This is a genomic window from Bradyrhizobium sp. UBA2491 (assembly GCF_002341725.1).
In the GTDB taxonomy this organism is placed as follows: Bacteria; Pseudomonadota; Alphaproteobacteria; order Rhizobiales; family Xanthobacteraceae; genus Bradyrhizobium.
Window position 1 is genome coordinate 138028 of record NZ_DDOP01000078.1, and the last position, 19177, is coordinate 157204.

The 19177-nt window shown below is 65.7% G+C and carries 21 protein-coding genes; 7 read left to right on the plus strand and 14 right to left on the minus strand.

What is annotated here, in order from left to right; genetic code table 11:
- Nucleotides 1-143: 143 nt before the first annotated feature.
- Nucleotides 144-1469 carry a 4Fe-4S binding protein gene (locus B2W55_RS26045; RefSeq protein ID WP_024580163.1) on the plus strand — a complete coding sequence of 442 codons (1326 nt, stop codon included), beginning with the start codon at nt 144-146 and terminating at the stop codon, nt 1467-1469.
- Between the two features lie 9 nt (nt 1470-1478).
- Here B2W55_RS26045 and B2W55_RS26050 read toward each other — a convergent pair whose 3' ends face one another.
- The 3 genes from B2W55_RS26050 to B2W55_RS26060 all read right to left on the minus strand — a co-directional run bounded on the left by B2W55_RS26050 (nt 1479) and on the right by B2W55_RS26060 (nt 4075).
- Entirely contained in the window at nt 1479-2204 is a 726-nt protein-coding gene (locus tag B2W55_RS26050) for an SDR family oxidoreductase (RefSeq protein ID WP_051404265.1), read from the minus strand.
- A 12-nt stretch (nt 2205-2216) separates the two neighbouring features.
- On the minus strand, nt 2217-3110 hold the full coding sequence (locus B2W55_RS26055; protein ID WP_024580161.1) for an SDR family oxidoreductase: 894 nt from the start codon (nt 3108-3110) through the stop codon (nt 2217-2219).
- An 83-nt stretch (nt 3111-3193) separates the two neighbouring features.
- Nucleotides 3194-4075: an SDR family oxidoreductase gene (locus B2W55_RS26060; RefSeq protein ID WP_024580160.1), complete on the minus strand. Its 882-nt coding sequence runs from the start codon at nt 4073-4075 to the stop codon at nt 3194-3196.
- 93 nt (nt 4076-4168) lie between these two features.
- Between B2W55_RS26060 and B2W55_RS26065 the strand changes: the two genes are divergently transcribed.
- Nucleotides 4169-5011: a helix-turn-helix transcriptional regulator gene (locus tag B2W55_RS26065; RefSeq protein ID WP_024580159.1), complete on the plus strand. Its 843-nt coding sequence runs from the start codon at nt 4169-4171 to the stop codon at nt 5009-5011.
- Here B2W55_RS26065 and B2W55_RS26070 read toward each other — a convergent pair.
- Nucleotides 5008-5793: an ABC transporter permease gene (locus B2W55_RS26070; protein WP_024580158.1), complete on the minus strand. Its 786-nt coding sequence runs from the start codon at nt 5791-5793 to the stop codon at nt 5008-5010. The two genes, B2W55_RS26065 and B2W55_RS26070, sit on opposite strands and share 4 nt — an antisense overlap.
- The gene (locus B2W55_RS26075; protein ID WP_080891110.1) at nt 5793-6614 is read right to left on the minus strand and encodes an ABC transporter ATP-binding protein; all 822 of its coding nucleotides are present in this window, start codon (nt 6612-6614) and stop codon (nt 5793-5795) included. The genes B2W55_RS26070 and B2W55_RS26075 overlap by 1 nt, the downstream gene beginning before the upstream one ends.
- Nucleotides 6615-6810: 196 nt before the next feature.
- On the opposite strand from B2W55_RS26075, the gene B2W55_RS26080 reads away from it, so the two are divergent.
- On the plus strand, nt 6811-7734 hold the full coding sequence (locus B2W55_RS26080) for a ketopantoate reductase family protein (protein WP_024580156.1): 924 nt from the start codon (nt 6811-6813) through the stop codon (nt 7732-7734).
- Nucleotides 7735-7859: 125 nt separating this feature from the next.
- Here the strand turns inward: B2W55_RS26080 and B2W55_RS26085 are convergent, their stop codons facing one another.
- The 4 genes from B2W55_RS26085 to B2W55_RS26100 form a co-directional block, all read right to left on the minus strand.
- Nucleotides 7860-8129, minus strand: a complete 270-nt coding sequence (locus B2W55_RS26085) for a DUF3551 domain-containing protein (RefSeq protein ID WP_024580155.1) — start codon at nt 8127-8129, stop codon at nt 7860-7862.
- 139 nt (nt 8130-8268) lie between these two features.
- Complete coding sequence (locus tag B2W55_RS26090; protein ID WP_024580154.1) at nt 8269-8541, minus strand: DUF3551 domain-containing protein; 273 nt, start codon at nt 8539-8541, stop codon at nt 8269-8271.
- Nucleotides 8542-8578: 37 nt separating this feature from the next.
- A complete protein-coding gene (locus B2W55_RS26095; protein ID WP_244442163.1) occupies nt 8579-9253 on the minus strand; it encodes a hypothetical protein in 675 nt (224 codons plus the stop codon).
- 163 nt (nt 9254-9416) lie between these two features.
- Nucleotides 9417-10253 carry a hypothetical protein gene (locus B2W55_RS26100; RefSeq protein WP_024580152.1) on the minus strand — a complete coding sequence of 279 codons (837 nt, stop codon included), beginning with the start codon at nt 10251-10253 and terminating at the stop codon, nt 9417-9419.
- Nucleotides 10254-10484: 231 nt separating this feature from the next.
- Between B2W55_RS26100 and B2W55_RS26105 the strand changes: the two genes are divergently transcribed.
- The 3 genes from B2W55_RS26105 to B2W55_RS26115 all read left to right on the plus strand — a co-directional run bounded on the left by B2W55_RS26105 (nt 10485) and on the right by B2W55_RS26115 (nt 13202).
- Nucleotides 10485-10700 carry a hypothetical protein gene (locus B2W55_RS26105; RefSeq protein WP_024580151.1) on the plus strand — a complete coding sequence of 72 codons (216 nt, stop codon included), beginning with the start codon at nt 10485-10487 and terminating at the stop codon, nt 10698-10700.
- A 166-nt stretch (nt 10701-10866) separates the two neighbouring features.
- Nucleotides 10867-11655 (plus strand): ATP-binding cassette domain-containing protein, encoded by a 789-nt coding sequence (locus B2W55_RS26110; protein WP_024580150.1) that lies wholly within the window; start codon nt 10867-10869, stop codon nt 11653-11655.
- The gene (locus B2W55_RS26115) at nt 11652-13202 is read left to right on the plus strand and encodes an ABC transporter permease/substrate-binding protein (protein WP_024580149.1); all 1551 of its coding nucleotides are present in this window, start codon (nt 11652-11654) and stop codon (nt 13200-13202) included. Before B2W55_RS26110 ends, B2W55_RS26115 begins: the two co-directional genes overlap by 4 nt.
- 55 nt (nt 13203-13257) lie before the next feature.
- Here the strand turns inward: B2W55_RS26115 and B2W55_RS26120 are convergent, their stop codons facing one another.
- Genes B2W55_RS26120 through B2W55_RS26130 form a run of 3 tightly spaced genes read right to left on the minus strand, consistent with a single transcriptional unit; the run spans nt 13258 to nt 16371 of the window.
- Complete coding sequence (locus B2W55_RS26120; RefSeq protein WP_024580148.1) at nt 13258-14220, minus strand: ABC transporter permease; 963 nt, start codon at nt 14218-14220, stop codon at nt 13258-13260.
- Nucleotides 14210-15196, minus strand: coding sequence for an ABC transporter ATP-binding protein (locus B2W55_RS26125; protein WP_024580147.1), 987 nt, complete (start codon nt 15194-15196; stop codon nt 14210-14212). Before B2W55_RS26125 ends, B2W55_RS26120 begins: the two co-directional genes overlap by 11 nt.
- Nucleotides 15193-16371 (minus strand): NEW3 domain-containing protein, encoded by a 1179-nt coding sequence (locus B2W55_RS26130; protein WP_024580146.1) that lies wholly within the window; start codon nt 16369-16371, stop codon nt 15193-15195. Before B2W55_RS26130 ends, B2W55_RS26125 begins: the two co-directional genes overlap by 4 nt.
- 38 nt (nt 16372-16409) lie before the next feature.
- Between B2W55_RS26130 and B2W55_RS26135 the strand changes: the two genes are divergently transcribed.
- Nucleotides 16410-16547 carry a hypothetical protein gene (locus B2W55_RS26135; RefSeq protein WP_160306751.1) on the plus strand — a complete coding sequence of 46 codons (138 nt, stop codon included), beginning with the start codon at nt 16410-16412 and terminating at the stop codon, nt 16545-16547.
- 1 nt (nt 16548) lies between these two features.
- Here the strand turns inward: B2W55_RS26135 and B2W55_RS26140 are convergent, their stop codons facing one another.
- Both B2W55_RS26140 and B2W55_RS26145 read right to left on the minus strand, forming a co-directional pair.
- Nucleotides 16549-18261: a sulfatase-like hydrolase/transferase gene (locus B2W55_RS26140; protein ID WP_024580145.1), complete on the minus strand. Its 1713-nt coding sequence runs from the start codon at nt 18259-18261 to the stop codon at nt 16549-16551.
- Nucleotides 18262-18420: 159 nt separating this feature from the next.
- Entirely contained in the window at nt 18421-19119 is a 699-nt protein-coding gene (locus B2W55_RS26145) for a TetR/AcrR family transcriptional regulator (protein WP_024580144.1), read from the minus strand.
- Between the last annotated feature and the right edge of the window lie 58 nt (nt 19120-19177).

A 19177-nucleotide genomic window follows, 5' to 3' on the forward strand; every position in this document is an offset into this window, starting at 1 on the left:
GGGAGATGGCAACGCTCGCAATGACGGTGAGGCGCGGTCCGCGCCCGCTCGGTTCCATTACATGACGGACGACAGATAATTCACTTGCCTCATGTCTCGTCAGTTCATAATATGATGACTGTCATTTCATGGAGAGCATGACCATGAGCCTCGACGATCACCCCACGGTCAGGGCCGTACGGGCTCGTAACAGCCAACCCGTCGCTGATGTCCCGGTCGCTTCGGACCTGATCAAGCGGATCGCGCTCGAGTGCGGGGCTGATGATGTCGGCATCATCGAGTTCGAACGCGCCGCGATCGCGCCGCAACGCGACTTCATCCGCAAGGTCTATGGCCGGACGCGGTCGCTGCTCGCGATCGTTTGCCACATGAACCGCGCGCCGGTGCGCTCGCCGTCGCGCTCGGTCGCCAACGAGGAATTCCACGGCACCTACGATCACGTCAACGAGACCGCACGCGCCATCGTTCGCATGCTCGACGCGCACGGCATCCCGGCCTGCAACTCGGTCGCCGCCTTCCCGATGGAGATGGACCTGCCGCGGATCATGATGGTGCAGCACAAGCCGATCGCGGTGGAAGCGGGCCTCGGCCGGATGGGCATCCATCGCAGCATCATCCATCCCAAGTTCGGCAGCTTCGTCCTGCTCGGCACCGTCCTGCTCGGCTGCGAGGTGGACGCCTACGACCATCCGATCGACTACAATCCCTGCCTGGAGTGCAAGCTTTGCGTTGCCGCCTGCCCGGTCGGCGCGATCAAGCCGGACGGCGGCTTCGATTTCCTGTCCTGCCACACCCACAATTATCACGACTTCCTCGGTAACTTCACGCAGTGGGTGGAGAAGGTCGCGGATTCGACGGACGCCAGGGATTATCGCGCCCGCGTGCCGCGCACCGAGACGCTGAACGTCTGGCAGTCGCTGTCGTTCAAGCCGGGCTACAAGGCCGCGTATTGCATCTCGGCGTGCCCAGCCGGCGAGGACGTGATCGGCCCCTTCCTCAGCGATCGCGACGCGCATTTTGCCGACGTGGTGCAGCCGCTGATCGACAAGGACGAGTTCGTCTACGTGATCCCCGATACCGATGCCGAGGACACGGTGACGCGGCGCTTTCCGCACAAGAAGGTGCAGCATGTCACCTCCGGCCGCCACACCGGCAGCATCCAGGCCTACATCTTCTCGCTCTCGCTCGGCTTCCAGCGCGGCCGGGCGCGCGGGCTGGATTTCGTGACCCATCTGCGCTTCACCGGGGCAAGCACGCTCGATATGACGGTCGCGATCAAGGGCAAGGAGTTGCAGGTGGTGCCGGGGCGTCATGTCGGAGATGCGGCCCTGAACATCATCGCCGATACCCAGGCATGGCTGCGCATCCAGAACCGCGATCTCGAGCTTGCCGACGCGATCGCCGCGGAGTTGGTCAGCCATAGCGACGAGAAGCTCTTCGCCGCCTACATGCGGTGCTTCCCGCTCTGAGCGAGTTGCTCATACCAACAGACCACCACCGTCCACGGGCAGAACCTGCCCGGTCACGTAGCCGTTGAGCATCAGATAGACGTAAGCCATCGCGGCCTCGCTCGGCGAGGCTGCACGTGGCAGCGGCAAGGCTGCCACATAGCCACGGACCATCTGTTCCGGCATCTGCTGGACCAGCTCGGTCAAGACAAGACCCGGACACACCGCGTTGACCCGCACCGGCGCAAGATCGACGGCAAGGCCGCGGGCCAGATGCTCGGTGGCGCCGCCGATCGCCGTCACAAGCGCGCGGCCCTTCCTTGGGCGGTTCACCAGCATGCCGCTGGTCAGCGTGATCGAGCCATCGGGCGCGATGGTCCGGCTGCCGTGCTTGATGGCTGCCAGCACACCTGAGAAGCGGAGCGCAAGCCGTTCGTTCAACGCAGCAAGATCGAGATCGCGTATCGCGACGGGCGCCGCGCCGCTCCAATCGCCCGCGGTGATCACGAGATGATCGAACAGGCCGAGTTCGTCGAAGAACCGCGACACGCTGGCCTCGACCCGCAGGTCGACGGTGCGCCCGGTCGACCCGGGCAGCCGCGCGACGGCCGCATCGACCCGGCTCGCGTTGCTGGATGCGATCACCGCCTCCGCACCACGCTCTCGCGCGATCGCGGCGACGGCAAAGCCGATCCCCGACGATCCGCCGATTACAACCACGCGCTTGCCAGCAAGCGACATCACGACATCAGTCACGGCTCACTCCCGTTACCGCGCGAAATAGGCCGGATGATCGATGTCGGCGATCAACCCGGGCTGCTGCGGCTGCCAGTCGAGCCGCGCCCGCGTCCGCGCACTCGAGGTCGGCACGTCGAAGGCGACGAACCGGCCGAACATGCCGAAATGCTCGGCCGCCTCCTCCGGAGACTTCGACACCAGCGGGACGTTGAGCCGGCGTGCGATGACCTCGGCGATCGCCTTGAACGGCACCCCCTCGTCGGCGACCGCATGGAACGGGCCGCCTTCGACGCCGCGCTCGAGCGCGAGCCGGTAGACCCTCGCCGCATCTAGCCGATGCACGCCGGGCCAGCGGTTCTGTCCCTCGCCGATATAGGCGGAGACACCCCTCTCGCGCGCAAAGGCAACGAGTCGGGGCACGAAGCCGTGGTCACCATGACCATGCACCGAGGGCGGCAGCCGCACGACGGCGGCACGCACGCCGCGCGCCGCCACGGCCATCGTCGTCGCCTCGGATGCGCGCGGATAGGCGTCGGACACCGGAATCGGCGGATCGTCCTCGGTCGCAACGCGACCCTGCGCCACCCGCGCGACGCCCGAGGTGGTGATCAGCGGACGCTGCGAGCCTTCGAGCGCGGCGCCCAGGGTTTCGATGGCGCGCCGGTCGTCTTCGCAGTTCTTGGGGAATTTCGTGAAGTCATGGTTGAAGGCGCAATGGATCACCGCGTTCGACTGCGCCGCGCCGCTCTTCAGGCTCTCGAGATCCTCCAGCGTGCCGTAGTGAACGTCGGCGCCCTCGGCGGCGAGTGCTTCCGCGCCCGCGTCGGAGCGGGTCATGCCGAGCACCTGATGGCCAGCGGCGATCAGTTCCTTCGTGACGGCCGAACCGACCCAGCCGGTGGCCCCGGTAACAAACACACGCATGCGAAAATTCCTTGCTTGAATGTCTGCGTTGGCGGAGGCGCCCTCACCGAGGCGCCTCCGATCGTTTGCGCGAATGCGAAACGTCAGCCCTCGATGCGCAGCCGGTCGAGATCGGCGATCAAGCCGGGTCCGGTCGGATTCCATCCGAGCTTCTTGCGGGTCAGTTCGCTGGAGGCCAGCATGTCGAATCCCATGAACGTCGCAAGCCAGCCAAAGGAGGCTTGCGCCTCCTGCGACGTGATGGATTTGACCGGCAGCTTCAAGCGCCGCCCGATCGTTTCGGCAATATCGCGCAGCGGCACGCCCTCTTCCGCGACCGCGTGATATCGTGCGCCCGGCTCGGCGTTTTCGATCGCCAGCCGATAGAGATGCGCAACGTCGAGAACATGCGCCGCCGGCCAGCGGTTGGCGCCGTCGCCGACATAGGCGCAGACGCCCTTTTCGCGATATGCCTCGATCAAAGGCGTGATGAGACCCTGCCTGACCGGATCGTGGACCTGGGGAAGACGCATGGCCGATGCGCGAACACCCTTGAGTGCCAGGGCGGTCTGTTCCGACACGCGGGGAAACGGGAAGTCCGGCGATATCGCGTGGGTTTCGAGCGCGATCTCGCCCGGCGCGGCCAGTCCCGCCAATCCACCTGTGACGATAAAGGGCCGGTCGGAACCGGCCAGGACAGAACCGATCGCTGCGATGGCGTCGCGGTCGATCTCGCAACTCTTCACGAAGTTCGACCAGTCATGCACAAAGCCGAGGTGGATGACCGCGTCCGCGGCAGTTGCGCCTTTGCGCACGCTGTCGAGATCTTCGAGCGAGCCGCGCAGAACCTCCGCGCCGAGAGCGGCGATGGAGTTGGCCCCTTCATTTGAACGGGCCATCCCGAGGACCTGATGTCCGGCGCCGATCAGTTCCTTGACGAGGGGAGTGCCGATAAAGCCGGTGGCACCAGTGACAAACACGCGCATGAGCAAGTCTCCGAGGTTTCGTTGGAGACAAATCTGGCTCGGCGCGCTATCATGTTAAAGTAGTGACCTTATCATGGTATAATGGCTAACAGGATGAGCGAACCGCTCACGCAAGAGAACCTGCTGGGCGCCTATCTGAAGGATCGCCGCAGCAAGCTTGATCCCGCCGTGTTCGGCTTTGCACCGGAGCGGCGGCGTACGCCCGGCCTGCGCCGCGAGGAAGTGGCGCAGCGCGCCAATATCAGCGCCACCTGGTACACTTGGCTCGAACAGGGCCGCGGCGGCGCACCGTCGGCTGACGTGCTCGACCGCATCGCGCGTGCGCTGATGCTGACCGATGTCGAGCGCGAGCATCTGTTCCTGCTCGGTCTCGGCCGCACACCCGAGGTGCGCTACCAAAAGAGCGAAGGCGTCACGCCGCGGCTGCAACGCGTGCTCGACGTGCTGGAGCCGCACCCTGCCATCGTCAGGACCGCCACATGGGACATCGTCGCCTGGAACCGGGCGGCGACCGTGATGCTGACCGATTACGGATCGCTGCCGCCGCGCGAACGCAACGTGCTGCGCTTCATGTTCCTCGATCCCCGCGTCCGCGCCGCGCAACACGATTGGGCCAGCGTGGCACGCTTCGTCGTCGGCGCGTTCAGGGTCGACGCCGCGCGCGCAGGCGCCGCTGCCGAGGTGCAACCGTTCGTCGATGAACTCTGCCGGCTCAGCCCGGAATTCGCGGCGCTGTGGCGCGACAACGACGTGCGAACCCATGGCGAGGGCATCAAACAGCTCCGGCATCCGATCCTCGGCCCGGTCAAGTTCGAATATTCGGCGTTCGCCGTCGACGGCCGGCCCGACCTCGGCATGATCGTCTACAATCCCGTTGACCCCGAGGTGAAGGAGAAGATCCGCGGGCTGATGGAGGCGGCGCCGGCTGCGACCTAGTCCCGCGCCGCTGCCGTCGGGCGCCACACCAGGAGCCGCTTCTCGACCGCGGTCACCGCCATGTCGATCAGGATCACGAACGCCGACAACACGAACATCCCGGCGAACACGCCGGCGACGTCGAACACGCCTTCGGCCTGCTGGATCAGGTAGCCGAGGCCGGCCGCGGAGCCGAGATATTCGCCGACCACGGCGCCGACCACCGCGAAGCCGACCGAGGTGTGCAGCGAGGAGAACATCCAGGACAATGCCGAGGGCCAGTAGACGTGGCGCATCAGCTGCCGCTCGTTCATGCCGAGCATGCGGCCATTGTCGAGCACCGTGGCCGGCACCTCCTTGACGCCCTGATAGACGTTGAAGAACACGATGAAGAACACCAGCGTCACGCCGAGCGCGACCTTGGACCAGACGCCGAGCCCGAACCACAGCGCGAAGATCGGCGCCAGCACCACGCGCGGCAGCGCGTTGACCATCTTCACATAGGGATCGAACACGGCGGCAACGCGCGGCTGCCGCGCGAACCAGAAGCCGACCAGGATGCCGCCGGCCGAGCCGATCACGAAGGCGAGGATGGATTCCCACAGCGTGATCGCGAGGTGCTTCCAGATCACCCCGGTCGAGAACCACTTCACGATCTGGCCGAAGACATCGACCGGGTTGGAAAAGAAGAACGGCGGCAGCAGCACCTTGCCGAAAACCGGCACGGTGGAAAGGAACTGCCACAGCGCCAGCGTGACGACGGCGACCAGGATTTGCAGCGACAGCAGCGTAACGCGCGACATCAGGCGGCTCCCGCCTGTGTCGACTGGGCATAGCCCTTCATCACCTCGTCCTTCAGCACGCCCCAGATCTCGCGGTGGAGGGCATGGAAATCCTTCTCCATCCGGATCTCGGCGATATCACGCGGCCGCGGCAGCGTGATGCGCCAGTCGCCGATGATGCGCGCGCCCGGGCCGGCCGACATGATCACGACACGGTCGGCCAGCGCGATCGCCTCCTCGAGGTCGTGGGTGACGAACAGCACCGCCTTGCGGTCGGCGCTCCACAGTTCGAGCAGCAGATTGCCCATGATCTGCCGGGTCTGGGCGTCGAGCGGGCCGAACGGTTCGTCCATCAGCAGGATCTTCGGATCACGGATCAGCACCTGCGCCAGCGCCACGCGCTTGCGCTGGCCGCCCGACAGCATGTGCGGATAGCGGCCGGCGAAGGCGCCGAGCCCGACCGAGGTCAGCCATTGCTGCGCGCGTGCCAGCGCCTCGCTGCGCGGCGTGCCCGAAATCTCGAGACCGATCGCGACATTGTCGATCGCGGTCTTCCACGGGAACAGCGCATCGGCCTGGAACAGATAGCCGGCGTCGCGGTTGAGGCCACCGAGCGGCTTGTCGAAGATTCGTGCCGACCCGGCCACGGGTTTCAACAGCCCCGCGGTGACGTTGAGCAGCGTCGACTTCCCGCATCCGGTCGGGCCGACAATGGCGACGAATTCGCCATGGGCCACCGACAGACTGGCCTGCTCGACCGCGGTATAGACCCGCCCATCCGCCAACCGAAACGCCACCGTCGCACGATCAAGCGCGATTGCCGTCGGCTCTGAATTCTTCACCGCGTGCCTCCCCACATCGCGGGATGGCTTAGCGGGTTGAACGGGCAAGTCAACGCAGGAAGATGGCGCATAAAGCCGCTGATGCGGCGGTCACGCGGTTTTAAGCGCAGCCGGGCTGTGCGCCACGCAACCGGGGTTGCGAATTGGCCCGACATCGTCGAGGCTGCGGGCCGAAGCGGTGGACAAGGAGACAATCATGCGGATCGCAGTGGTCGGCACCGGAGGCGTCGGGGGCGGCTTTGGCGCGGCGCTGGCGCATGCCGGAGCCGACGTCACCTTCATCGCGCGCGGCGCCCACCTCGCCGCCATGCAGAGCGAGGGGCTGAAGGTTCAGGGCGGCCGCGGCGAAAGCCACCTGGTCCCGACCAAGGCGACCGACGATCCCGCACGCGTCGGCCCGGTCGATATCGTGCTGTTCTGCGTCAAGCTGTGGGATGTCGAAAGCGCAGGCCAGCACATCAAGCCGATGGTCGGTCCCGACACCGCGGTGATCCCGCTGCAGAACGGCATCGACGCGCCCGACCGGCTGATCCCGATCCTTGGACGCAACGCCGTGATGGGCGGCGTGGCGCAGATCTCGGCCTCGATCATCAAGCCCGGCGTGATCAACCAGGTCGGCAGCTTCATGCGCATGATCTTCGGCGAGCTCGACGGCCGTATCACGCCGCGCGGCAAGGCGCTGCTCGAACTCTGCCTCAAGGCCGGCTTCGATGCGACGCTGAGCGAGGCGATCAACACCGAGCTGTGGATGAAGTTCATCGGCCTCGCCACCAATGCCGGCATGACCGCGGTCACCAGGCTGCCGATCGGCCGATTGCGCGACGATCCCGATCTGCGCCCGCTTTTCGTGTCGGCCTGCGAGGAGACCATCGCGGTCGCCCACGCCAGCGGCATCGAGCTGCCAAAGGATGCTTTGTCGAAGGTGCTCGACTTCATCGGACACGCGCCGCCGGCGATGAAGGCCTCGATGGCGCTCGATCTCGAACGTGGCAACCGGCTCGAACTGCCCTGGCTGAACGGCAAGGTGGTCGAGCTCGGCCGCAAGCTCGGCGTTTCGACGCCGACCCACGACATGCTCTATGCGGTGCTGAAGCCCTATGCGATGGGCGCGCCGGCGTAATGAGCGTGCCGAGCCGCCGTTCGGGAGGCTGCGCCTCGCCAACCAAGACCGTTCGAGGAGACAAGCGTGTCGCGAGGCCGCCCACAGGCGATTTCGTTGGTAGGCCGCCGAGGCGTGCGCCCGCCTCAATGACCGCGATGACGCCCGCGATGCGCCCGCCGCCTTGGCGGCGGCGGTGGAGCGAAGAAGGGATTCTCCGAGCAAATCGCCGGAAGCCCGGACGCATTCGCCTGGCATTGCGGGATCGAGGTGAACCTGCAATCGATATAGTTTCCGCCGAACCGGCCGCCATAGACATGGATGCACACCGGATAGTTCGGGTCGTAGGCCTGCCCGGCGGCAGGCCCGGCCAGGGCGACCGCGAACGCGGCGATTGCGAACAGCTTCAGGCGCATCGATGTCTCCTTGTCGTGCGGACGGTTTCCTCACAACCGGCGCAGCCAGTCAATGGCGCCGGCGACGCAACGGCCATGCTGCACGCAAGCGTTTCAAGCGAAGTGGCTTCGCTTCCGATTCAATCAGAGCCGAATTGCGCTAGTCGGAGCGTTGACGTTGCCGCTGCGCCTTGCCCTTCGGCGGCTTTGCCGGCCCCTTGTAGAACGGATTGACGGAGCACGTCGCCGATCGGCCCGAGGCCGTCGCCTGGCACTGCGGCAGCGACGTGAAGCTGCAATCGATGTATTCCGGCGTCAGCCGGCCGCCATAGACTTCCAGGCACACCGGATAGTTCGGATCATAGGCCTGCGCGGCCGCAGGCCCGGCGATGCAAACGCCGATGACGGCGATCAGGTAGAGGTTCAAGCGCATCGGGTTCTCCTCATGCCCGGGCCGCGGCGCCCGGGCGTTATCGCTGCTCGTCATCGGCGGGCTTCGTGTCGCCCTCGCCGAGGCAGCGGATCATGAACGCCGTCGTATCCCGCGGCAGGACCTGGGCGGCGCGGGCCTTGAGACGACATTCGAGCTGTGCGATCTGGCGCGCCCGTTGCCGCTCGGACGGCAGCGCCGATTGCCGCAGGCGGCGCAATGTCATCGGCGAGCCGTCGGACTCGAAGTTCAGCTCGTATCTCTTGCCGCTCTGGTCGGTGGCGGCGCAGGTGATCGTGGACACCTGCCGGGTGACGAAGCTTCCGACCTGACGGCAGGAGCCGGTCGACATCTCGACCAGCGGCACCGGCAAACCATCGACGCGCGGGCGATCGCTCGACTTCAGCAACATGCGGTCGACCGCAAGCTCGAACAGATTGTCCTGGGTGCGCTCGGTGCTCTCGCCCGAGAACGAGACGATGTGGCTCTTGTCGGCGGGATCGTCGAGCACCACGGTGAATTCGGAGCGGCCGCGCAGGGTGTGGAAGTAGGCCACCGCCTTGCAGGTGTAGCTGCGGCCGGCAATGCTGACATTGCGGCACGTGCCCGACATCAACGCATAAAGGTCGACGTCATAGACCGGGCCCGCGGCGACAGCGAGCACCGGCCAGCAGACAATGGAAACCGCAATCAATTGAGCGAAACGGGAAATCATGCTGAAACGGTCGAAAACTCGGTCGCTGGAGAAGTTCGGGGCGCAAAATCGCTGATTTCCACGGACTGTGCAACGATGAACCAGGCCTAAATGTGGACGCCACCAAAACGACCGCAAACGTGGCGCGATCCGTGCTGAAAGGCCGCGGCCCCGGTGCTTTACGTCAAATCTGCGGGCCGGACAGGGTAACCTCGCGCTCGGCGCGGAAGACATTGCTGTAGAGGTTCGCGATCCACTGGCGGCCGCTCGCCGTCATGTTCAGGCAGTTGATCGCGCCCTGGATGTGCGGCGCAACCATGTTCCAGTAGAATTGCGGATAGCGGTCGACGATGTCGGCCGGCGATCCATAGCCGAGCTGGCGGTTGATGCCGACCTCCTCGAACTCGTGATAGAGCGCGTTGGCTTTCCTGATGTAGTTGGGATCGCCGAGTTGCCCAATGAAATCGGCCGCCCTGACGATCGACGCCTCGTCGTCATATTGCTGGCCTTCGGGCGCCGGAAACCGCGTCCCCTCGATGTTGCGCGCGACGCGCTCACGATCGAGCGGAATGACGGCCTCGAGCCGGTCGAGCACATACAGTTTGGAACGATCGACATGATACGGCATCAGGCCCGCATCCGACGAGCCGCGCGGCAGCACCACCTTGTTGCCGGACGCATCGATGACGTAACCATCCGGCCCATCGCCCTTCAACAGACCACGCACATAGCCGATGTCATGCGTCAGGCAGGCGATGATCGTGTGGGTGTAATCCTCGGCGGTGACGTGGGTGTGCAGCGCGCGGCCGCGGATGATGTCGTGCCCGGCCAGCGTGACCAGCATCGTATGCTCGACATTGTGGTAGAGCGCATCGCTGTTGCCGATGCATTCCAGCGCGATGCGGGCCGCGGCCGGAAGGAGTTCGCCGAAGCGGGCCTGCGAGGCACCAAACGTGCGGCTGACCCACGTGGCGAGAAACTTCTCCAAAGCTCCCGCCGCCAACTCAGGTAACGTCATCATCGATGCAGCCCCCGACCGCGCAACGTTCCTCACTCGCTCCGATCTCTCGTCGTAGTTGGGTGGCGACTATAGCGTATCTAACGGCGTGCGGCTACGCGCTGACCGAAGCGTCGATCCGCGTCAGCCGGTACTTTCCCGGTCTTGCCGGTCATGGCGGCAAAGTTGCTGATAATGGCATGAACCCTGCATCTATCGAAGCAGACCGGGTCAACCCCACCGATAAAGGCCGTCATGCTCGTTACGCTCGTCGCCATCCTCTGCAATTCTCAGCTCTGCATGGAAAAGGTCGTCACCACGAGTGATCAATCCGGCATCACCATGGGTGCCTGCGCAGTGAATGCGCAGATCGGCATCGCGGACTGGCTCTCCAAGGGCCCGTATCATGATTGGCACTTGCAGAGTTACAAGTGCATCATGGGCAAATACGTCCCCAAGAACGAAGTGTGATGTATGCTCACAGCCCCGGATCGGGCTGATCCGCTTCGGTCCCGACCGGTACAGGCCGCGAAACCAGCCGGCACGGGCGTCCGCGCCTCGAGTCAAAGTCCATTTTATGGGTTATCACTGTCGTTCACGATGGTGAGACGTGAGGCCGCCCAAGAATGGTCCAGGAATGCCCGCAACGCCGCTGATTGCCTACGCGCATGTCGGCAAGAGTTTTGACAATGGTCGCGTGGTGGCGGTCGACGACGTCTCGCTCGATGTGGCCGAGGGTGAATTCCTCGCGATCGTCGGCGGCTCGGGCTCCGGCAAGACGACGCTGCTCCGGCTGGCCAACCGCCTGATCGAAGCCGATCGCGGCCAGATCGCCGTCGAGGGCGAAGACGTCAGCCGCATCGATCCGATCCTGCTGCGGCGCCGCATCGGCTATGTCTTCCAGAGCGGCGCGCTGTTTCCGCATCTCACCGTCGCCGGCAATATCGGCATCACGCCAAGGCTGCTCGGCTGGCCGCAGGCCGAGATTTCCGCGCGGGTCGACGAACTGCTCGATCTGGTGCGGCTCGACCGTGCACAACATCGTGACCGTTTGCCGCACGAGCTCTCCGGCGGCCAGCGCCAACGTGTCGGCGTCGCGCGCGCGCTGGCGGCGAAGCCGCGTATCGTGCTGATGGATGAGCCGTTCGGCGCGCTCGATCCCCTGACCCGTGACGCACTCGGCGACGACTATCGTAGCCTGCACCACGAGCTCGGCCTGACCACGGTCATGATCACCCACGACATGACCGAGGCCCTGCTGCTTGCCGATCGTGTCGCCGTCATGCATGGCGGCAGGCTGCTCGCCCTGGGCACGGCTGTGGAGCTCGCGGCCAGCACCGACGCCTATGTCGGCGAGCTGATGCGCACGCCGCGACGACAGGCGGAACGCCTCGGCGCATTGCTGCCGCGGGACGGCACGGCATGAACGATCCACGCTGGAGCGAGGCGCTTGCGCATCTGCCTGACTATCTCGGCAACCATGTCCGGGTCAGCGTCGCCGCACTGGCACTCGGGCTCCTGATCAGCCTGCCGCTTGCGATCATCGCCCGCAACCGGCCGGTGCTGCGCGGCGCCCTGCTCGGGCTTGCCAGCATCGTGCAGACCGTACCAGGCCTGGCGCTGCTCGCGCTGTTCTATCCATTGCTGCTGGCACTCGCCGCGCTGACCGCAAAGTGGCTCGGCCTCAGCTTTTCCGCCTTCGGCTTCCTGCCCGCGGTGCTGGCGCTCGCGCTCTATTCGATGCTGCCGGTGCTGCGCAACACCGTCACCGGCCTCTCGGGCGTCGATCCGGCGGTGCTGGAGGCCGCCAAGGGCGTCGGCATGACACCGCGGCAATCGCTCACCATGGTCGAATTGCCGCTGGCATTACCGGTGATGATGGCGGGCATCCGCACCGCCGCGGTGTGGGTGATCGGCACCGCGACGCTGTCGACGCCGATCGGCCAGACCAGTCTCGGCAACTACATCTTCGCAGGGCTGCAAACCCAGAACTGGGTGTTCGTGCTGTTCGGCTGCTTCGCCGCCGCCGCACTGGCGCTCGTCGTCGACCAGTTGCTCGCGCTGATCGAGAACGGCCTGCGCAATCGCAGCCGCATCCGCACCGCGCTCGGCGGCCTCGGCATCGCCGCCCTGATCGCGGCAACGCTGGTGCCCGCGATCGCGCGTTCGCATGGGCGCTACGTGGTCGGCGCCAAGACCTTCGCCGAGCAATATGTGCTGTCTGCGCTGATCGCACAGCGCCTGCAAGCGGCCGGGCTGCCGGCCACCACCCGCGCCGGCCTCGGTTCCAACGTGATCTTCGACGCGCTCGCGGCCGGGGATATCGACGTCTATGTCGATTATTCCGGCACGCTGTGGGCCAACCAGTTCCACCACACCGACATCAGGCCGCGCGCCGAACTGCTGGATGAACTGAAGACGACGCTGGCGAAGCAGGACATCACGCTGTTCGGCGAGCTCGGCTTCGAGAATGCCTATGCGCTTGTCATGCCGAGGAAGCGCGCCGACGTGCTCGGCATCCATTCGATCGCAGACCTCGCATCGCGCGCCGCCGCGATGTCGATCGCCGGCGACTATGAGTTCTTCTCGCGGCCGGAATGGGCCGGCATCCAGAAGGCCTACGGGCTCTCGTTCCGCGCCCAGCGCACGATGCAGCCGGATTTCATGTACGCCGCGGTCGCCTCCGGCGAGGTCGACGTCATTGCGGGCTACACCAGCGACGGGCTGATCGCGAAATACGATCTCGTCGCACTGGAGGACAACAAGCACGCGATCCCGCCCTATGACGCGATCATGCTGCTGTCGCCGAAGCGGCGCGATGACGAGGCCCTCAAGGCGGCGCTGCGGCCATTGCTCGGCAACATCGACATCGCCGGGATGCGCGAGGCCAATCTGCGCGCGTCGGGCAACGACGCATCATCATCGCCCGACGCGGTGGCACGCTGGCTGTGGGGGACGATCGGGCCGAAATAGGCCACATCGTTGCGAGGAGCGACAGCGACGAAGCAATGACGACCTAGGATCTCCTTCAGGCCCTGACCTCCTGGCGCTGGAACAGGACGTAGCCCGCGACGAACAGCACGATGCTGCAGGCGATCAGGCCGACGGTCTGCGGCCAGGCGATCAGCACGCTGGCGCCGAACGGCAGCGGCGCGCCCATCACCGCGCCACGGATCTGATCGAGGAACACCGGGCCGAGCGTCCGCGTGGTCGGCGACAGCACCGCCAGCATCGCCTCGCCGAACAGATCATTCGGCGAGAAGCGTTGCAGCAGCTGGCTCCAGATCGCGGTCCCCGGCGTATCGAGACCGAGCGCGGCAAAACGCGGATCTGGCGGCACGATCGCCTGTGCGATCGCCGGCGCCAACATCGGCCACAGCACGGTCAGGAACAGCCAGATCCCCAGTGCCACCAGCGCCGCGGTGGCCGGCGAGCGGAACACGATCGACAGCAGCATCGCGAGCGACAGCCAGACCCCGGCATAAAAAATCGCAATCACCAGGAAGGCGAGTGAGCGGGCGATCTCTTCGCCGCCTGGCGGCACACCGAGAAAGATCAGGCCGAGCCCGATCACCAATAGCCACAACGCGGTCAGGCTGATCGCGATCGTCGCGAGCCCGGCGAGATATTTGCCGAGCAGCAGCGCGTCGCGATAGATCGGCTGCGCCAGGATCCGCGACAGCGTGCGCCGGTTGTGCTCGCTGTTGATTAGGTCGAAGCCGAGCCCGATCGCCATCAGCGGAATCAGGAAGCCGAGAATGGCGACGAAGGACGGCAGCGGCGCCTGGTCCACCGTGAACAGCCGCAGCAGCAGGAACGGATCCTCGGCGGTGTTCTGGCGCAGCGTGGTGATCGCCTCGTAGAGCGCCGCCATCGCAGTCAGCACGATCAACAGCTCGAGCATCAGCATGCGAACGCTCGAGATGTTGTCCGACAGCTCCTTGACGAAGACGGCACCGACGCCCTGGAATGCTGAACCTTCACGCCGCATCGCGCACGCCTCCTGAGGGGGGAGCCTGGAAGTAACGGGCGTAGATCGCCTCGAGACTCGGTTCGTCGACCGAGAGCCGCCGCAGCGCGCCGTTGGCCGCGACCACCGCGCGCGCGGCATCGGCCCGCACGTCGCGATCTGCGGTCATGCGAAAGCGGTCATCGGCGAGCGTCTCGACATTGCCGACGCCCGGGATCGCCGCCAACCGCCGGGCGATCCCGGCGCCGTCGGCCTCGACCTCGACGACGAAGCCCGCGCCCAGCACCTGGACCGCAAGCTCCGCGACCGACCCCATCATCGCGATGCGCCCGGCACGGAACAGCGCGACCCGATCGCAGACGCGCTGGACCTGGTCGAGCATGTGCGACGACAGCAGCACGGTGACGCCCTCGGCCTTCAATTCCCGGATCAGGTCAAGGAATTCGAGCGTTGCCTGCGGATCGAGACCGGAGGTCGGCTCGTCGAGGATCGCGATCTCGGCGCGCTTGACGATGATCTCGGCGAGCCCGAGCCGCTGCCGCATGCCGCGCGAGAAGGTCGCGACCCGTTTGTCGGCGACGTCTGACAGGCGCACGCGGGTGAGTGCCGCCGCGATCCGCCGCGCCCGTTCAGCCATCGAGAGCCCCATCAGCTTGGCGGCATAGGCAAGGTTCTCCACTGCGGTCAGGTTGTCATAGAAGCCGACCGCATCGGGCAAGTAACCGACGCGCCGCTTGACCTGCAACGGCTGCCGCGCCGGATCGAAGCCGAGCACGCTGACCCGGCCGGCCGAGATCTCGGTGAGCCCGAGCATCATCAGGATGGTCGTGGTCTTGCCGGCACCGTTGGGGCCGAGCAACCCGAACACCTCGCCCTTGGCGATATCGAAGTTGATGGTGTCGACGACGCTGGACTTGCCGTAGCGTTTGGTGAGATTGCGCGCTGCGATGACGGCCTCCGGCCGTGTCGCAGCGCTGTTGTTCTGTTGCTCGCTCATCGCCGTCCGAACCTCGCAACCGCGCCCAGCATCAAGAGCAGCGCGACGCCGATCACGCCGGCTCCGGCCATGCCCCACACGGTGGATGTCGTCACCGTGACGCGGAACTGGCTCGATGCCGTCTCGCCGCGAGAGGTGGCGCGCATCGCGAGCTGGTAATCACCGGCGAGCGACTTGTCGCTCGGCGTCACCAGCGCCTGCACCTCGGCATCCTTGCCGGGCACCAGGCGCTCGATCTTGGCGGGCTGGAACGTGACCTTCCAGCCGCTCGGCGCCGTCGCCGCGAGCTCGATATTGTCGGCCGGCGCGGTGCCGCTGTTGGTGACGACGACCGGGATCGTGCTCTGCTCGGCGGCGACCGCGCGCGCGCTCAGCAGACCGTCACGCCCGGAGAGCTGAAGCTGCGGCTGGCCGGCGACATCGAGCGCCACCTCGGTCTGCGCGCTCGCATCCTCGGCATTGACGGTGACCTTGACCGGGAAGTGTCCGGCATCGATCGCGCTCGGCGGCCGCACCTTGAGCTTGATGTCCTTGGATTGTCCGGCATCGATCGGGATCGACGACAATTCCTGGGTGCCATAGGCCTCGGTGAACGAGGTCTCGAAATTCTGCGGCGCCGCCGCGGCGAAGCTTGCGACGAGGTTGCGGCCGCTGTCGTTCTTGATGGTCAGCGTGTACTCGAAATTCGATTTCGGGCTGCCGCGCAACTCGGGAAGCTTCGACGACACCGTCAGCTTTGCCGGCAATTCCTTGGCGAGTGCGACCACGATCGGCAGACTTGCCTCGCTGCCCTGCCCTTCGGCCTTCACCGTCAATGTCTGCTCGGCGAGCGAAGCATTGGCTGGAATATCGAGGCGAAGCTGCAACGGCACGCTGGAATCCGGTGCCGGCATCGCGGCTGCGACGGGCTGGCCGCCGCCGAGCAGCGTCGCGGTCCAGCCGCTCGGCACGCCCTCGACCGAAAGCCTGTAGCGTTGCGGACCGAGATCGTAATTCTGTAGTCGCAGCGAGATGTTGGAGGTGGTGCCGGGCCTGACGGTGACGGCCGGATAGTCCGTCATCATGTAGAGCCCCTTGATGTCGTGGGGTGGCTCTGCGGCGTAGGCTGTGGAAACGGCAAGGGGAGTAGCAAGTCCGAAGGCGACGACAAGGCGCGCAACATCGAGCGCTCGCATGGGCAAACACTCCTGCAAGAAGGGCGGGATTGGCTAACTTGACGCTGCGCGCTGATGAACATCGTGGCAGCGACGCGACCGATCATCGAGCCAATCGTGACGAAATCTCGGCGGGGCAATTACAAATGAGTAATGCACGCGGCTTCGCGCAGGCGACCTTCGTCTACCGACGTTAGTCTAAAGTCCCTTGATGATTCCTGCGTCGATCAACAGGCGGTTGAAGCGGCGCGCCTCCGCGCCATCCTTGCAGGAATAGAACGCACCATTGCAGCGGAGCATGATCGCCTTCTGCTCCTCGAACGAGGGATCGAGCGGAATGCCGGCGGCTTCCTGAATCACCAGCGGCAGATAGGCGGCGTCGATCGTGTCCATCACCGCGCGGCTTTTCACCGGCTCGAAGTTGACGGCATCGATCGCGTAATAAGTCGCGTAGTAGCGCGGATCGTAATCCATCAGCTTCTTGCCGATGCCGGCCTCATCGAGCTCCGGATCGAGCAGTTGCGGCGAGAACTCCGGCTGATGATCGCCGTAACGCACGATCAGGAACGGCTGCGCCGGAAACTTCTTCTTCAGCGCCGCAACGAAGCCGGCATAATCGTTGGCGCTCATGGTCTGCCGGCGCAGATATTCGTCGATCGCCGGAGCGTTGCCCGGCCGCTTCCAGGCCGGCAACAAGTCGGGACGGAATCTGGTCTCCCACGGGAAATGGTTGGCGGCGAGATAGACGAAGGTGAACAGCGGCGTGCCTGACGTCTTCTGCTCGGCCATCAGGCCCAACGCCTTGTCGTAGAAGAAGCTGTCGGGCTCGACGTCCTTCGCATGCAGGTCATGCGCATCGTAGAAATGCTGGATGCCGGTCGTGGTCTGGAAACTGCGCGCGCTCATGAAGGCGCCGAACGCCGGATAGAGCGACAGCGTGTCATAGCCGCAGCGGCGCAGCGCCAGCGGCAGGCCGCGTTCGACGCGGCCCGAGGCGATGCGGGTGACGAAATAGGAGAAGCGGCCGAACGAGCGCGAGGAGAGGCCCGCGAGCACGTTGTACTCGGTGAACCAGCTCGGCCCGCCATTGCTCTCGGCGAGGAACTTGCGCTCGACCCCATCGTAGGATTTGAACTGGCTGCCGTAGCCCGGCGGAACCTTGACGCCTTCGGCGGCGCGGATGTCGAAGCTCGATTCATCATGGATCATGATGATGTTCGGCCGCCGCCCGGCAGGATGACAGGCCTCGACCGCCGGGATCTTGAGCTGGTCGCTCGTCACCGGGTCCGATTCCATGAAGCCATAGGCGACGAAATCGGACACCACGGTCACGCCCGAGCGCGCGAATTTCGACAGATAGCCGTCGTCGTAATAGCCGCGCCAGGCCTCGTCCGGCCAGGCGAAGGCATAGCCGGACAGCGCCGCGGTGCAGGCAAGACAGGCGGCCGCGGCCGGCAGGCGGCGAATACGAAACGGATCGAGCCACCACAGCGCGTACATCAGGGGCAGCGTGACGAGGCCGGCGCCGATGATCGACCAGCGCAGGGTCGGAAAGATCGTGAGCAGGAACGCCGCGGTGTCGCGATCGATCACCATCAGGTCGACGAAGTTCGCGGTCATCTGCACCACGTCGTGCTTGAACCGCGACAGCAGCACCAGCACCACGACCAGCGTCAGCGACAGCGCGCTCGACAGCGCCGGCCGGCGCAGCAGCGCGATGAAAAGGAAGTTGAGGATTCCCCAGGTCAGCAGGAAGCAGAGCCGCGAGCCGAAATCGGTCTCGGTGCGCAACATGAGGATCAGCGCGCCAAGATGCGGCGCGGCCACCGCCATCAGCCGCCAGATGCCGATCGCGGCCAGACCACCGGCCAGCGCCGCAACCGAGGAGTTTTGCTGAGGCGCGGGCGCCATGGGCAGGACGCAATACAACCCGGCGCAATGCAACTGCCCTGACTGGCAATGGCCAGGAGGCACACCGCACAGCCGGTGTCTGCACCGTGTCACAAAACCGTAATTGAATCGTCATGAATGCGCAATGAATTTGCCCGCGCGCGACCGGTGCGGCGCGCCCTAGACTTTCGCCGCAGGCGCCGGATGCCGGGCGATGCCCGCAATGAAGAGGTCGACGATGTCGGCCGCCATCCGCTCGGCTTCCGCATCCGTGACGCCCCAGCGCGGCAAATGGCCGTCGATATGCATTCGCGCAAAGCCATAGACCAGCGCGCGGCCGGCGATCTGCACCTGCTTCAGATCGTGTGGACCGAGTTGACCGGCTGAAAATGCCTCCGCCAGTGTGCGCTCGGTCAGGCCGATCAACTCGGCATTGTCGCTGGAGACCCCGGCCGAGCGGTCATGGTCGAAGAAGCGGCGACTGGAGATGATCTCGAAATGGGTCGGGTTCTTCATCGCCCAGCGCAGATAGGCGATCCCGAGGCAGCGGAAGCGGCCGAGCGGATCGCCCGCCGGCGCGTCCGCGAGCGCCGCCTCGATCTCGGCGCGGAAGCGGCGCTGCGCCTCCTCCGCCACCGCATTCATCAGGGCGTCCCGGCTCGGGAAATGCCGGAACGGCGCGCCCGGCGAAACCCCGGCGCGGCGGGCGGCCTCGCGCACGCTGACCGCCTCCGGGCCGCCCTCGCCGACCAGTTGCATGGCGGCGTCGATCAGGACCCGGCGGAGGTCGCCGTGATGATAGGGCTTGGCCGCCGGCGCGGCTGGACGCGACTTGGCGGGGCGGCGGCCGGCGGCCGGGTTTTTGGCGGGGCGGCGCATGTCTCATGCCCTAGAGCCTTTCCCGTTCCGATGGAATCGGAACGGGGCTCTAGGTTCT

Excerpts from the sequence above, each read along its gene's own strand:
- B2W55_RS26105 (WP_024580151.1), top strand. The coding sequence starts at position 10,485 with ATGCTCGTTACGCTCGTCGCCATCCTCTGCAATTCTCAGCTCTGCATG.
- B2W55_RS26130 (WP_024580146.1), bottom strand. The coding sequence starts at position 16,371 with ATGCGAGCGCTCGATGTTGCGCGCCTTGTCGTCGCCTTCGGACTTGCT.
- B2W55_RS26055 (WP_024580161.1), bottom strand. The coding sequence starts at position 3,110 with ATGCGTGTGTTTGTTACCGGGGCCACCGGCTGGGTCGGTTCGGCCGTC.
- B2W55_RS26095 (WP_244442163.1), bottom strand. The coding sequence starts at position 9,253 with ATGATTTCCCGTTTCGCTCAATTGATTGCGGTTTCCATTGTCTGCTGG.
- B2W55_RS26060 (WP_024580160.1), bottom strand. The coding sequence starts at position 4,075 with ATGCGCGTGTTTGTCACTGGTGCCACCGGCTTTATCGGCACTCCCCTC.
- B2W55_RS26070 (WP_024580158.1), bottom strand. The coding sequence starts at position 5,793 with ATGTCGCGCGTTACGCTGCTGTCGCTGCAAATCCTGGTCGCCGTCGTC.
- B2W55_RS26100 (WP_024580152.1), bottom strand. The coding sequence starts at position 10,253 with ATGATGACGTTACCTGAGTTGGCGGCGGGAGCTTTGGAGAAGTTTCTC.
- B2W55_RS26090 (WP_024580154.1), bottom strand. The coding sequence starts at position 8,541 with ATGCGCTTGAACCTCTACCTGATCGCCGTCATCGGCGTTTGCATCGCC.
- B2W55_RS26085 (WP_024580155.1), bottom strand. The coding sequence starts at position 8,129 with ATGCGCCTGAAGCTGTTCGCAATCGCCGCGTTCGCGGTCGCCCTGGCC.
- B2W55_RS26110 (WP_024580150.1), top strand. The coding sequence starts at position 10,867 with ATGCCCGCAACGCCGCTGATTGCCTACGCGCATGTCGGCAAGAGTTTT.
- B2W55_RS26080 (WP_024580156.1), top strand. The coding sequence starts at position 6,811 with ATGCGGATCGCAGTGGTCGGCACCGGAGGCGTCGGGGGCGGCTTTGGC.
- B2W55_RS26140 (WP_024580145.1), bottom strand. The coding sequence starts at position 18,261 with ATGGCGCCCGCGCCTCAGCAAAACTCCTCGGTTGCGGCGCTGGCCGGT.
- B2W55_RS26145 (WP_024580144.1), bottom strand. The coding sequence starts at position 19,119 with ATGCGCCGCCCCGCCAAAAACCCGGCCGCCGGCCGCCGCCCCGCCAAG.
- B2W55_RS26115 (WP_024580149.1), top strand. The coding sequence starts at position 11,652 with ATGAACGATCCACGCTGGAGCGAGGCGCTTGCGCATCTGCCTGACTAT.
- B2W55_RS26120 (WP_024580148.1), bottom strand. The coding sequence starts at position 14,220 with ATGCGGCGTGAAGGTTCAGCATTCCAGGGCGTCGGTGCCGTCTTCGTC.
- B2W55_RS26045 (WP_024580163.1), top strand. The coding sequence starts at position 144 with ATGAGCCTCGACGATCACCCCACGGTCAGGGCCGTACGGGCTCGTAAC.
- B2W55_RS26125 (WP_024580147.1), bottom strand. The coding sequence starts at position 15,196 with ATGAGCGAGCAACAGAACAACAGCGCTGCGACACGGCCGGAGGCCGTC.
- B2W55_RS26065 (WP_024580159.1), top strand. The coding sequence starts at position 4,169 with ATGAGCGAACCGCTCACGCAAGAGAACCTGCTGGGCGCCTATCTGAAG.